The organism is Pseudorhizobium marinum, from assembly GCF_000705355.1.
Classification (GTDB): Bacteria; Pseudomonadota; Alphaproteobacteria; order Rhizobiales; family Rhizobiaceae; genus Neorhizobium; species Neorhizobium pelagicum.
This window is the reverse complement of record NZ_JMQK01000009.1, coordinates 141,968-153,847: the sequence shown is the minus strand read 5'-3', so window position 1 is coordinate 153,847 and position 11,880 is coordinate 141,968. Positions and strand designations below refer to the sequence as shown.

The following is an 11,880-nucleotide window of genomic DNA, read 5'->3' as shown; positions in this document are numbered from 1 at the left end:
CCTCTCTCCAGGGCAAAACAAGGCACGAACAGACCCTGCCCGCGACCGGTGGTCACGAACGACGGTGCTGACTGCTGACACGAATTCCGTGGCTGGCGCCCCACGGCGCCAGTCGGGCTGGTTGCTAGTTGTGGGCGACTTCCGCCTCGACCTGCGGATCGACGACGGCGCCGGGGCGGATGCGCTGCAGGCCGTTGACGACGACGCGGTCGCCGGCGGCAAGACCGTTTTCGACGATGCGCTTGCCGTCCACGGCGCCACCGAGATCCACCTGGCGGTAGACGACGGTATTGGCGTCATCGACGACGAAGACGAACTTCTTGTCCTGATCCGAGCCGATGGCCCGCTCGCTGACCAGGAGATGTTCCTGCGGCTTCGGCTGTCCAAGGCGGACGCGGACGAACTGACCGGGGATCAGCAGGCCGTCCGGGTTGTCGAAGACGGCCCGCAGGCGGATCGTGCCGCTGGCGGCGTTCACTTCATTGTCCACCAGTTGCAGCTTGCCGCGGACAGCCGCTCCGTCCGCCAGCGTGGCGATCTCGACGGGCACATTCTCCAGGGCCCGCACACCGTCATCCTTCACCGGCAGCTCCGCCAGGACGGTCGCGACCAGTTCCTCGCCGGCATCGAAGCTCGCATAGATCGGATCGACCGATACCAGCGTCGTCAGCGGCTGGGCCGCATCACCGGATCCCACGAGGTTGCCGGGCGTGACTTCCAGCCTGCCGACGCGACCGGCGATCGGCGCCTTGATCTCGGTGTAATCGAGATCGAGCTGGGCGAGCTTCAGGGCAGCTTCGGCCGATTGCAGGGCAGCCAGGGCCTCACGCTGGGCACCCTTGCGCTGCGCCACCTCGCTTTCCGAAATCGTCTTGCGGGACAGCAGCGCATTGCCGCGGTCAAGTTCCGTCGTGGCCAGCTCCAGCCGCGCGCGGGCAGAGGCTGCGAGACCTTCCGCCTGGGCGACCGCTGCGGCATAGGGTGCCGGATCGATGGTGATCAGCCGGTCGCCGGCCGCGACCAGCCCGCCTTCGCGGAAATGCACCTGCTGGATGGTACCGGCGACGCGCGGACGGATCTGCACGCGGTCGACCGCCTCCAGCCGTCCGGAAAATTCCTGCCACGTGGTCACGCTCGAGGGCTCGATGGCCGCGACCGTCACGGGAATGGCCGGAGGGGCAGCCGGTGCGGCTGCAGCCGGCGTCGCCTCAGCCATCCGGCCCAGATCAAAATACAGGACAGCCCCCGCCACTGAGGCGGCCAGTGCCAGTCCGGCGCCCCACAGGGGCCAGCTTCGGTTCTTCGATGTCATCGACGGTCTCCTTGCGGCCTAATTCGGCCGCCACATGCTTTCAAATCGATAGTTCATGCACGCAAGTCCTGGACGAAGAGGCTGAACTGAACACAGAGCGCCTGCATCCAGGCGCCGCCTTCCTCGTTGTAGATCTCATTCCAGCCGCTGCCGGCCGGAAAGACATGTTGGCGCACCTTGACCCCAGCTTCACCGAGGCGATCGGCATAACTGACCACCTCGTCGTGCAGCGGATCGTCCTCGGACGTCACCACCAGCGCCGGCGCCACCGCGGAGAGCCGCGAACAGAGACACGGCGCCGCGTAGGGATGCGTGGATCCGCAGAACCCCCGCAGATAGCGCATCCAGCCATCGGACCAGCGGTCGCGCATGCCGATGGTATCCGCCTGACGGATCGACACCGAACTCATCGTCGGGTCGATCAGTGGCGACAGCAGAACCTGGCCATGCAATTGGCCGGGCATCTGGTCGCGGGCTTTCAGCGCCAGCCCCGCCGCCACGTTTCCACCCGCCTCTTCGCCGGCCACCAGGATCAGGGATTTCACCCCACCCAACTGCCTGCGCCGCGAACTCAGGCACCGAAGTGCCGCGAGGCCGCAATCCACAGCATCCGGGAACATGTTCCGTGAGATGCTGCCGTAATCTGCTTCCACCACCACGGCACCGCTTGCGGCGAGTGCACTGGCGATGGGTGTTTCCCGATCGGCAGGCTCATCCTGCTGAAAGGCACCACCACGGAAATAAAGCACGAGCGGCGGGGCCTTCTGCCTGACCGGGGGCTCGTAGAGCCGCATCGGCATGCGGGGCCTCGTGGGCATATCCAGCTCGACTTCTTCCCATCGCATCCTCATTTCGTCCTCTGCCTGCTCTTTACCCAAGGCAGCTTCTTGTTTCCGCGACGCCACCTGATATTATTGTTCGGCGGAAACTGCACAAGTTTCCAATTCGTACTTCAATGTCCACTATAGCGGGACAATATTGCGCCGCAACGAGGTCATGTCATGGATCAGCTTTCTGCAATGCGCGCCTTCGTCCGAGTCGTCGAAACCGGCAATTTCACCCGAGCCGCACGTACGCTCGACATGTCGAAGACGACGGTGACCAATCTGGTGCAGAATCTCGAAGGCCACCTTCGGGCCAAGCTCCTGAACCGCACGACGCGGCAGGTCGCCGTCACCACCGAGGGCGCGCTCTACTACGAGCGGGCGGCACAGTTCCTGTCGGACCTCGAAGAGCTCGACGGCAGCATCTCCTCGTCGCAGTCGCAGCCCTCCGGCCGGCTGCGCGTCGAAATGGCGGGCGCCTTCGCCGACCTGATCGTCATCCCCTCGCTCTGCAGCTTCTACTGCAGCTATCCGCAGATCACGCTCGACATCGGCGTCGGCGATCGGCTGATCGACTATGTGGCCGAGAACGTCGACTGCGCGCTCAGGGCAGGAACGCCGACGGACCAGTCGCTGATTGCCCGGAAAGTGGGAGAGATCAGCCTTCGGACCTATGTGTCGCCGGGCTTCATCGAGATGTTCGGCATGCCGGAGCATCCGCGCGACCTGGAGGCGCAGTTCTTTTCGGTGGGCTACCTCAACGCGCAGGCGGGCCGCGTCCTGCCGATGGAGTTTCGACGCGGCGAGGAGACGCTGGAGATCACGCCCCGCTACGCTGTCTCGGTCAACGACAGCCGCAGCTATATCGCCGCCGCCGTCTCCGGCATGGGGGTCGCTCAGGCGCCGCAGTTCATGGCGCGCGATGCGGTGGAGAAGGGGCAGCTCGTCGAGGTGCTGACGGACTGGGAGCGGGAGCCGCTGCCGCTCTACATCGTCTATCCGCGGACCCGGCATCTCGGCAACAAGGTGCGGGTCTTCGTCGACTGGCTCGTCAAGCTCTTGAAGGAAAGTGCGGCCCGCGATGCCGATCGTCCGCTCGCGAAGAAGCCGCAGAAGCTCAAGGAACAATTCGAGCCGACCTCCGTCGCGGCCGAGTGATTGTCGGCCGCAACGGGAACCCTTGCCATCAGGGCTTGGGCACGTATTTGCGCCAATCATGCTCTTCCCGGAAACCCAGGACATCGCGGATCTTGCGGTTGGAGATCGGCGCCTCGAACTCGCCGATATCCCCGGCGATCGGCGTGCCGGGCGCCCAACGCCCCAGGAAGGAGCGGGTCGGCTCCCAGGCGGTGATGGTGTCGTTGACGGCATTGAAGACCTGGAATCCGAGACCATCCTTTTCGACGCAGCGGTGGACGATCTGGCCAAGGTCGCGGGCGTCGATGTAGCTCCAGGCATTGCGCTTGCGCGACGGCGGATCGGCGATGAAGGCCGGAAACTTGTCGTACTCGTGCGGCTCGATGACGTTGCCGATCCGCAGGGCGTAGATGTCGGCGCCGGAGCGCATCGCGAAGGCGCGCGCCGTCTTCTCGTTGACCACCTTGGAGAGACCGTAGCTGTCCATAGGATCGACGTCGTAGTCCTCGGTCAGCGGAAAGCTGTGGTAATCCTTGTCGCCTTCGGCAAAGCAGACGCCATAGGTCGTCTCGCTGGAGGCGATGATGACCTTGCGGATGCCGAGCTTCACCGCCGCCTCGATGACGTTGTAGGTCGAGACGGCGTTGGCGGCGAAGGTGGCGTTGTCCGGGCGGATCAGGATGCGCGGTACGGCGGCGAAATGCACGACGGCATCGACGGGCGCCGGGCCCCGCCCGGTTTCCAGGCCGTCGAACCCGAAGTGCATGGACAGGGCATTGAAGGTCTCGCCACTGTCGGTGAGATCCGCCGTCAGCGTGTTGACGCCGGGGCAATCAAGTGGCGCCAGGTCGATGTTGAAGACCTCATGCCCCTGCCCGACGAGATAGGGAACCACGTGGCGCCCCGCCTTGCCGCTGCCGCCGGTGAAGACGATCCGTTTTCCCATTTCTCAATCCTCCCGATGTTGTCCGTCGCGTTCTCTCTGCAATGACGCCGGATTACGGCATCAACTGGCCCCCGTTGACCTCGATCACCTGGCCAATCAGATAGCTGGACAGCATTTCCGAGGCGAGAAAGAGGTAGGCACCGACGCAATCTTCGGCCGTGCCGAGGCGGCCCTGCGGAATGGTGGACAGCGCCGCCTGCAGCTGCTGCGAGGTCGAATAGCGCTCGTGGAACGGGGTTGCGATGACGCCGGGAGCCACGCCATTGACGCGGATGCCGAATGGGATGAGCTCCTTGGCCATGCCGCGGGTGACGTTGGAGACGAAGGCCTTCGACGACCCGTAGAGGCCGGCGCCGTTGCTGGCGCCGTTGCGGGCGGCAATCGAGGTGGTGTTGATGATGAAGCCGCCGCGCAGCTTCAGGTGCGGAATGGCAGCCGTGGAGGCGGCCAGCACCGAGCGGGCATTCAGATCCATCACGGCATCGTAATGCGCATCCGTCATCTCCTGGTAAGGGACGCGAGCGACCATGCCACCGGCATTGTTGATGAGACCATCCAGGCGGCCGAATGCGGACGCGGCCTCTTCGACGACGCGCGCCATCTCGCCGGATTTCGACGCGTCGCCGCGGATCAGCACCGTCTTGCCGCCTGCGGCCTCGATCTCCGCAGCCAAGGCCGTGGCCGCATCGACGCTGGAATTATAGTGCAGTCCGACGGAGGCGCCCTGTGCCGCGAAGGCGCGGGCGAGTGCCGCGCCGATGCCCGTAGAGGCGCCGGTGATGAGGACCGATTTTCCGGAGAGATCGGGGACGATGAGTTGCGATGACATGGTGCCTCCCTGCGTGCGGCAGACACCGCACATCTTCATTTGCTGCTCCAAGCCTAGCATCTAACGTCGTCATGTCATCAGACAAGACACGGCATGCACAGGTCATTGCGATCAACGAACCGCAGGATCGACGGCCGTGACGGAACGATCAATGTTACTTGGGGAGGTGGTGCGGATTGAGACCCGGAACCCAATGCGTGTTGGGCAGCTCCGTGCCGGAGTAGGTCAGGCCGCTCTCGGTCTGACAATGATAGACCCGGCGCGGCGCGACATCACCATAGAGGATGTCGTAACCGCCGCGACCCCGGTAGACGTTTTCGATGCTGCTCGAACAGGTATAGTCCTGCCTCTGGACACGGTCCTGCTCCGGCACGACGCCGGGGAGATCGTGGAACGCCGTCTGCCCGCGCTGGGCAAAGGCGCCATCCTGCGCCCTTGCCGGGGCAAGGGTTGCGAGCACCACGGCAAGGAGCATCAGCAGCGGCAAAATCCAGGCGGTCTTGATCATCGCGAATCCTCGAATCGACCACCTCTACATACGAACTGCGGCGAGCCCTTGCCACGGCATCGTCGCCACGTTTTTGTGATCGCTAGATCCGGCGATAGCCGGTCGGCAGACTGTAGAGCCAGCCGATTCGCTGCACCGCCGCCTCGAAGTTCTCGCGGGCAACCGTCATGGTGTGGCCGTTCGCATGCAGGAGCGTCTTGTCGTCCTCCATGATGCCGACATGGCCCTTCCAGAAGACGAGATCGCCGCGCCGCAGCTCCTCCCGTGCAATTCCGGTGCCGAACGCAGCCTGCATGTCGGAATCGCGCGGCGCCGAGCGCCCGGTCATCATCAGCGCCAGCTGCACCAGGGCAGAGCAATCGATCCCGAAACCGGATCTGCCGCCCCAGAGGTAGGGTGTCTCAAGAAACCGTGCGGCGACCGTCACGTAGTCATCCGTCAGGTTCTCCCCCAATGGCAGGCAATGCGACGCGATCAGTGCCGTGCCGTCCGCGAGCGTCACATAGCGGGTGCCGCGGGTTTCAGCCTCGCCGACGGTCCGCACCCGGCTTCCCATGGAGAGGGATGCGACCGGCGGGCGGCGAAGCTCCGGTTCGGGATACAGGAAGGTGCGCGGCACGCAGACAAAGTGGGTCACCTCCTCGGGGTCTCCCAGCTGCATTTCGGGCAGATAGCCGACATAGCGGTCCTGGTCGGCCTGAACCCAGGCCCAGCCGTTCTTGCGCTCGAAAACGCGAACAGTCTCGCCCAGCAGCAGTTCCGTATCGATGCCGCAGGCGCTGTCGGGCGCAGGGCGCAGCGCCGCCACCGGCATGGTGATTCGGGCCGCCTTGCCTGCGATGAAGCGTTCGGCTTCCACCTGGCCGCGCAGAGCCTCGTCGGCCAGGTCCGGGCGGAAGGCGTTCAGGCGTCTGTCCAATGTCACGGTCATGTCGTTCCCAGGCTACCGCCTGCCCTCCATGCGGATCAGGTCCGCAAGCTGTTCCAGGTAGAGTGAACCGGCAACCGTCCGTTTCACCACGACGTTGCGCCGGTCCTTCTCGTCGCGCACCCGCTCCACCAGGCCGAGGTGCCCCATCGTGTCGAGCGCGCGGGTGACCACCGGCTTGGTGACCTCGAGTGTTGCCGCCAGCCCACGCACCGTGTGCGGTGGCGGCAGCAGATAGATCTGCAGCAGGATTGCCAGCTGCCGCAGGCTGAGATCGGCGCCTTCGCCGCGCACCTGTTCCAGCGTCACGCGGTGCCAAAGCCCCAGCGCATCCGTCGCCGTCAGTTCCACCGACATCACCGCTCCTCTGCGAAAGATACCAGCGGCAATCCTAGGCCGAACCCCTTACCGGATCATTGACCCGCAAGGTCCCGGACGTAGCGGTAGAGGGTTCGTATGGCGAAGGCCTCGCCGCCGAGCGGCGCATGCGGCTTTTCCGACAGCGTCCAGCCGTAGATGTCGAAATGCGCCCAGCGCGTCTGCTTGCCCACGAAGCGCTTCAGAAACAGGGCCGCGGTGATCGAACCGGCCATGCCGCCGGAGGGCGCATTGGTGATATCGGCGGCGCGCGACTTCAGGTCCTTGTCGTATCCCGGCCAGAGCGGCAGGCGCCACATCGGATCGTTCTCCTCGCGGGAGATTTCCGACAGACGCGTCGCCAGCGCCTCGTCATCGGTGAAGAAGGGGGCGATGTCGGTTCCCAGTGCCACGCGCGCAGCCCCCGTCAGCGTGGCCATGTCGATCAGCAGGTCGGGCGGCGTCTCGTCGGCGTAGCTCAGTGCGTCGGCCAGCACGAGGCGGCCTTCCGCATCGGTGTTGTCGATCTGCACCGTCAGGCCCTTGCGGCTGCGGTATATGTCGCCTGGACGGAAGGCATTGCCGGCTATGGAGTTCTCGACCGCAGGCACCAGCACACGCAGATCGACGTCCAGTCCGGCGTCCATGATCATCAGCGCGAGGCCGAGGACATTTGCCGCCCCGCCCATGTCCTTCTTCATCAGCGCCATGTTGGAGGCGCTCTTGATGTTGAGCCCGCCGGTATCGAAGCACACGCCCTTGCCGACCAGCGTCACCCGTGGCGCGCCCTGCCTGCCCCAGCGCATCTCGAGAAGGCGTGGCGCCTGGGCGCTGGCGCGCCCGACGGCGTGGATGAGCGGAAAATTCTGCGCCAGAAGATCATCGCCGACGATGGAGGTGGCCTGGGCGCCGTAGTGCAGGCCGAGCGCGCGGAACACGACCTCGAGGTCTTCCGGCCCCATGTCGTTGGTCGGCGTATTGATCAGGTCGCGCGCCAGAAAGGCCCCCGCCAGCTGCCGTTCGACCTCGATGCGAACCTCGTCGCCCAGCGCCAGGCGTACCTGCTTCTGCTTGTCTTGCCGGTAGCGGCTGAAGCGATAGCTTCCGAGACCGAAACCAAGCGCGATCTTTTCGGCCGACAAGGGGCTCTCGACGTGCCAGTCGCCGGCGGGCAGGAGCTTCGACAGTTTCCCGGCCGACAGCGCCGCGTCCGGCTCGCTGCCCAGGCCGAAGAGGGCTGCGGCCAGCGTGCCGTCGGCGCCGGGTACCAGCAGCAGGCTGCCGGCGTCCGCGGCAAAACCCGTCGCGCGCGCCCATGCAAGCGCTGCGGCATCAATGGTGCCGTCTTCCATGTCAGCCGCCGTGACCGCATGGACGGGACGGGAGGCTGCCGATTTCTCGGTCAAAACCGACGGACGATCGATGTAGCGATAGCTGGACATAGGAACCTTCTCGTGAGGAATCAGCGCTTTAACTGTCTGTTAGGGTTAACAGTCTATTGCTAGACGGAGCAATGCGCCATCGGTCGATACCGATCGCAGCGCACATCCGAGCGACGAGAATGATTGCCATGACCCGAAGCACCACGCTCCAGATCCGGAAGGCCCGTCTTGCCCAGGCAACCGGCGCTGTCCTGATCGCCCTGGCGCTCGCGGGTTGCGCGACAAAGAAGGACGTCACCACCACCGGCTCGATCCAGCCGTCCGCGGCATCCATGGAGGCCATGAGCGCCAGCCAGCTCGACAACCTCGAGCGCTCGATCGGGGCCGCCTATGAGCGCAATCCGAAGGACCGCAACGCGGGCCTTCGCTATGCCCAGGTGCTCGGCATGACCGGCAAGCATGTTCAGGCCCTTGCGGTGATGCAGCAGGTGGTGATCGCCCATCCGACGGATCGCGACGTGCTGTCAGCCTACGGCAAGGCGCAGGCGGCAGCCGGCCAGTTCGAGCAGGCTCTGGAAACCATTCGGCGCGCGCAGACCCCGGATCGCCCCGACTGGCGGCTCTATTCTGCCGAAGGCGCAGTCCTCGATCAGCTCGGGCGCTCGGACGAGGCCCGGCAGAAGTACCGCATGGCGCTCGATGCGCAGCCGAACGAGCCGACCATCATTTCCAATCTCGGCATGTCCTATGTCCTGACCGGCGACCTGCGCACGGCCGAGACCTACATGCGCAATGCCGCCCAGCAGCCCGCCGCCGACAGCCGCGTGCGCCAGAACCTGGCGCTTGTCGTCGGCCTCCAGGGCCGGTTCGCCGAGGCCGAGACGATCGCCAAGCGTGAGCTCTCCCAGCAGCAGGCCGATGCGAATGTCACCTACCTGCGTTCCATGCTGTCGCAGCAGAACTCCTGGGCGAAGCTTGCCGACAAGGACGCCAAGGCCAAGCCCGCAGTCAACTAGACGACAAGCCGCGCAAGATCCGCTACAGTCATCTCCTGAACTCCAAAGCTGGACTGGGAAATGGTTGTCATGCGGCGAATTTTGAAATGGTCCATGAGGCTGGTGCTTGCCTCGGCACTGCTGGTCGGCTCCTATGTCGGCCTCCTGCATCTGACCGGCAACTTCCACGAAGTCATCGCCGGCGAGCTTTATCGGTCGGCGCAGCCCACCCCGGCCGCCCTCGAAGGTTATATCCAGTCCTACGGCATCAGGACGGTGGTCAATCTTCGCGGGGAAAGTGAAAGTGACTGGTACAAGGACGAGACGGCGGTAGCCCAGCGGCTTGGTGTGAATCACCTGAATTTCCGCATGTCTGCGGGTCGGCAACTGACCGCCGAGGAGAGCTTCCAGCTGATCGCGCTGCTGCGCGATGCACCCAAGCCCCTGCTGATCCATTGCCAGGGTGGTGCGGATCGCACCGGGCTTGCCTCGGTGATCTACCTGCAGCAGATCGCCAATGTCGACGAAGAGACCGCCGAATGGCAGCTTTCCCTGCTCTACGGCCATATCGGCCTGCCATTCGTGAGCTATGCCTACCCGATGGACGAGAGCTGGGAGCTCTTTGAAAAGGTGCTGGGGCTGCCGAGCTGAGCGGCTAGAAGCGATCGGAGACCTGTATCCCTGCGGGACCGAGGATGACGGCGATCAGCACCGGCAGGAAGAACAGGATCATCGGCACGGTGAGCTTCGGTGGCAGGGCTGAAGCCTTCTTTTCCGCCTCGTTCATCCGCTCGTCACGTCCTTCCTGGGCCAGCACCCGCAGTGCCTGCGCGATCGGCGTGCCGTAGCGCTCGGCCTGGATCAGGGCCTGGGTGACGTTCTTGACCGTGTCGAGCTGCGTGCGAATGCCGAGATTTTCCAGCGCGATGCGGCGATCCGGCAGGAAGGAGAGCTCGGCGGTCGTCAGCACCATTTCCTCGGCCAGCTCCGGCGACTGGCTGCTCATTTCCTCGGCGACGCGACGCATGGCCGCTTCCATGGAAATCCCCGATTCCACGCAGATCAGCATCAGGTCGAGTGCGTCCGGCCAGGCGCGCCGGATGGAATGCTGCCGCTTGGTCACGCGGTTCGTCACATAGATATTGGGCAGATAGAAGCCGACGTAGGCGAAGACGATTGCGGCCAGCATGCGGATGGCGAACGGCCGCTCGGCCAGATTGCCGAGAACGAAAATCCAGACGATGGCCAGCGTGAGAAACAGGAAAGGCAGGAGGAAGCGCGCGACGAGGAAGATGTTCAGCGCGTTCTGCGACCGCAGACCGGCAGCCCGCAGTCTGTTCACGGTGTTGTCGTCGACCAGCGCCTTGCGCAGATTGAAGCGCTCGACGATGTTGCGCACCGACTGGTTGTTCTGCGTGCGGAGCGTCGCCTTGGAGGCCTCGGCGGTCATCCTGGCCCGCTCGCGGGCTCGCATCTGCTCCCGTTCGGTCGAGACCGCCTTCCTGCGCTTGTCGAGGTTGCCGCGCTCGAGGAAGGGGCTCGCCAGAGAGAAGAAGGTCGCGAATACCGCGATCGCGACGAAGATCGCAAAGAGCAGAGCCGGATCCGTCAGTGTCGTCGCGAGATCTTTCACCGCCAGCCCCCTAGAAGTCGAAGTTGATCATGTTGCGCATGACGAAGATGCCGATCGACATCCATATGGCCGAGAAAAGCATGATCATGTGCCCGCGCGGATCGGTGAAGAGGATCGTCATGTATTCCGGCGAGGTCAGATAGACGAGCAAGGCGACGATGAAGGGGAGCGCGCCGATGATGACGGCCGAGGCCTTGGCTTCCATCGACAGGGCCTGCACCTTGGCCTTCATCTTCTTGCGCTCGCGCAGAACCTTGGCCAGGTTTCCGAGCGCCTCGGAGAGATTGCCGCCGGCCTGGCTCTGGATGGTGATGACGATGGCGAAGAAATTCACTTCCGGCAGCGGCATGGTCTGCATCATGCGCACGCAGGCTTCCGGAATGCTGAGGCCGACCTGCTGCGATTCGACCACCCGCCGGAACTCCGCCTTCACCGGCTCCTGCCCATCGGCTGCGATCAGTCGCAGCGCGTCGTTGAGCGGAAGACCAGACTTGATGGAACGGACCATGACGTCGAGCGCGTTGGGAAACTCGGTGAGGAACTGTTTCTGGCGCCGCTTGACGAGGAAGGCGACAATCCAGCGCGGCAGTCCGATCACGGCCACGAAGGCCGCACCGGCAGCCGCAATCAGCGGGATACCCGCCAGCAGGGCCGCCACGAGCGCGAAGACGCCGAGAGCGCCGCTCATCATGTAGAAGCGCGGCATGGTCAGAGGCAGCCCGGTCTGTGCAAGGCGCGACTTCAGGCTGCCGTCGCCCATCTTCTTGGAGCGCTCTTCCTGCTTCTTTTCCAGGTCCTTCAGCGAATCCTGCACCGACTTGCGGCGCTTGGAGAGCTCCTGGACCCGGTCGCGTGCAGCCTTGACCTTCGACAGGTCCGATTCGGCCGACTTCACCCGGCTGATGCGGGCACTGGTCTTGTTTTCCGTCTCGATGCGCGAAAACAGCAGCGCGTAGCTGACGGCGCCAGCAGACACCGCCACCAGGGCCACGATCAGCAGGATGTTTGCGTCGAGACCGAACATTGCTC

At 64.5% G+C, this 11,880-nt stretch carries 13 protein-coding genes; 3 read left to right on the top strand and 10 right to left on the bottom strand.

Annotation, left to right across the window (positions count from 1 at the left end; translation table 11 throughout):
- Positions 1 to 124: 124 nt before the first annotated feature.
- Both EO99_RS0113130 and EO99_RS0113125 read right to left on the bottom strand, forming a co-directional pair.
- Entirely contained in the window at positions 125 to 1,312 is a 1,188-nt protein-coding gene (locus EO99_RS0113130) for an efflux RND transporter periplasmic adaptor subunit (RefSeq protein ID WP_029619099.1), read from the bottom strand.
- Between the two features lie 53 nt (positions 1,313 to 1,365).
- Positions 1,366 to 2,163, bottom strand: a complete 798-nt coding sequence (locus tag EO99_RS0113125; RefSeq protein WP_029619098.1) for an alpha/beta hydrolase fold domain-containing protein — start codon at positions 2,161 to 2,163, stop codon at positions 1,366 to 1,368.
- A gap of 150 nt (positions 2,164 to 2,313) precedes the next feature.
- On the opposite strand from EO99_RS0113125, the gene EO99_RS0113120 reads away from it, so the two are divergent.
- Entirely contained in the window at positions 2,314 to 3,294 is a 981-nt protein-coding gene (locus tag EO99_RS0113120; protein ID WP_029619097.1) for a LysR family transcriptional regulator, read from the top strand.
- Between the two features lie 28 nt (positions 3,295 to 3,322).
- Here EO99_RS0113120 and EO99_RS0113115 read toward each other — a convergent pair whose 3' ends face one another.
- From EO99_RS0113115 to EO99_RS0113090, 6 genes are all read right to left on the bottom strand, one after another.
- Entirely contained in the window at positions 3,323 to 4,219 is an 897-nt protein-coding gene (locus tag EO99_RS0113115) for an NAD-dependent epimerase/dehydratase family protein (protein WP_029619096.1), read from the bottom strand.
- Positions 4,220 to 4,271: 52 nt separating this feature from the next.
- On the bottom strand, positions 4,272 to 5,048 hold the full coding sequence (locus EO99_RS0113110) for an SDR family NAD(P)-dependent oxidoreductase (RefSeq protein ID WP_029619095.1): 777 nt from the start codon (positions 5,046 to 5,048) through the stop codon (positions 4,272 to 4,274).
- 154 nt (positions 5,049 to 5,202) lie between these two features.
- Positions 5,203 to 5,556: a hypothetical protein gene (locus EO99_RS0113105; protein WP_029619094.1), complete on the bottom strand. Its 354-nt coding sequence runs from the start codon at positions 5,554 to 5,556 to the stop codon at positions 5,203 to 5,205.
- An 82-nt stretch (positions 5,557 to 5,638) separates the two neighbouring features.
- The gene (locus EO99_RS0113100) at positions 5,639 to 6,481 is read right to left on the bottom strand and encodes a C40 family peptidase (RefSeq protein WP_029619093.1); all 843 of its coding nucleotides are present in this window, start codon (positions 6,479 to 6,481) and stop codon (positions 5,639 to 5,641) included.
- 18 nt (positions 6,482 to 6,499) lie between these two features.
- Complete coding sequence (locus tag EO99_RS0113095; RefSeq protein WP_029619092.1) at positions 6,500 to 6,841, bottom strand: MarR family winged helix-turn-helix transcriptional regulator; 342 nt, start codon at positions 6,839 to 6,841, stop codon at positions 6,500 to 6,502.
- A gap of 56 nt (positions 6,842 to 6,897) precedes the next feature.
- Positions 6,898 to 8,283, bottom strand: coding sequence for a leucyl aminopeptidase family protein (locus EO99_RS0113090; protein WP_029619091.1), 1,386 nt, complete (start codon positions 8,281 to 8,283; stop codon positions 6,898 to 6,900).
- 128 nt (positions 8,284 to 8,411) lie between these two features.
- Between EO99_RS0113090 and EO99_RS0113085 the strand changes: the two genes are divergently transcribed.
- The gene (locus tag EO99_RS0113085) at positions 8,412 to 9,239 is read left to right on the top strand and encodes a tetratricopeptide repeat protein (RefSeq protein WP_029619090.1); all 828 of its coding nucleotides are present in this window, start codon (positions 8,412 to 8,414) and stop codon (positions 9,237 to 9,239) included.
- 93 nt (positions 9,240 to 9,332) lie between these two features.
- On the top strand, positions 9,333 to 9,869 hold the full coding sequence (locus EO99_RS0113075) for a dual specificity protein phosphatase family protein (protein ID WP_029619089.1): 537 nt from the start codon (positions 9,333 to 9,335) through the stop codon (positions 9,867 to 9,869).
- A gap of 4 nt (positions 9,870 to 9,873) precedes the next feature.
- Here EO99_RS0113075 and EO99_RS0113070 read toward each other — a convergent pair whose 3' ends face one another.
- On the bottom strand, positions 9,874 to 10,851 hold the full coding sequence (locus EO99_RS0113070; protein WP_029619088.1) for a type II secretion system F family protein: 978 nt from the start codon (positions 10,849 to 10,851) through the stop codon (positions 9,874 to 9,876).
- 10 nt (positions 10,852 to 10,861) lie between these two features.
- Positions 10,862 to 11,875 carry a type II secretion system F family protein gene (locus tag EO99_RS0113065; RefSeq protein ID WP_029619087.1) on the bottom strand — a complete coding sequence of 338 codons (1,014 nt, stop codon included), beginning with the start codon at positions 11,873 to 11,875 and terminating at the stop codon, positions 10,862 to 10,864.
- Between the last annotated feature and the right edge of the window lie 5 nt (positions 11,876 to 11,880).

What these genes read in the sequence shown, in the direction of transcription:
- EO99_RS0113110 (WP_029619095.1), bottom strand. Translation starts at nt 5,048, where the DNA reads ATGTCATCGCAACTCATCGTCCCCGATCTCTCCGGAAAATCGGTCCTC.
- EO99_RS0113120 (WP_029619097.1), top strand. Translation starts at nt 2,314, where the DNA reads ATGGATCAGCTTTCTGCAATGCGCGCCTTCGTCCGAGTCGTCGAAACC.
- EO99_RS0113065 (WP_029619087.1), bottom strand. Translation starts at nt 11,875, where the DNA reads ATGTTCGGTCTCGACGCAAACATCCTGCTGATCGTGGCCCTGGTGGCG.
- EO99_RS0113075 (WP_029619089.1), top strand. Translation starts at nt 9,333, where the DNA reads ATGAGGCTGGTGCTTGCCTCGGCACTGCTGGTCGGCTCCTATGTCGGC.
- EO99_RS0113115 (WP_029619096.1), bottom strand. Translation starts at nt 4,219, where the DNA reads ATGGGAAAACGGATCGTCTTCACCGGCGGCAGCGGCAAGGCGGGGCGC.
- EO99_RS0113095 (WP_029619092.1), bottom strand. Translation starts at nt 6,841, where the DNA reads ATGTCGGTGGAACTGACGGCGACGGATGCGCTGGGGCTTTGGCACCGC.
- EO99_RS0113085 (WP_029619090.1), top strand. Translation starts at nt 8,412, where the DNA reads ATGACCCGAAGCACCACGCTCCAGATCCGGAAGGCCCGTCTTGCCCAG.
- EO99_RS0113090 (WP_029619091.1), bottom strand. Translation starts at nt 8,283, where the DNA reads ATGTCCAGCTATCGCTACATCGATCGTCCGTCGGTTTTGACCGAGAAA.
- EO99_RS0113105 (WP_029619094.1), bottom strand. Translation starts at nt 5,556, where the DNA reads ATGATCAAGACCGCCTGGATTTTGCCGCTGCTGATGCTCCTTGCCGTG.
- EO99_RS0113125 (WP_029619098.1), bottom strand. Translation starts at nt 2,163, where the DNA reads ATGAGGATGCGATGGGAAGAAGTCGAGCTGGATATGCCCACGAGGCCC.
- EO99_RS0113130 (WP_029619099.1), bottom strand. Translation starts at nt 1,312, where the DNA reads ATGACATCGAAGAACCGAAGCTGGCCCCTGTGGGGCGCCGGACTGGCA.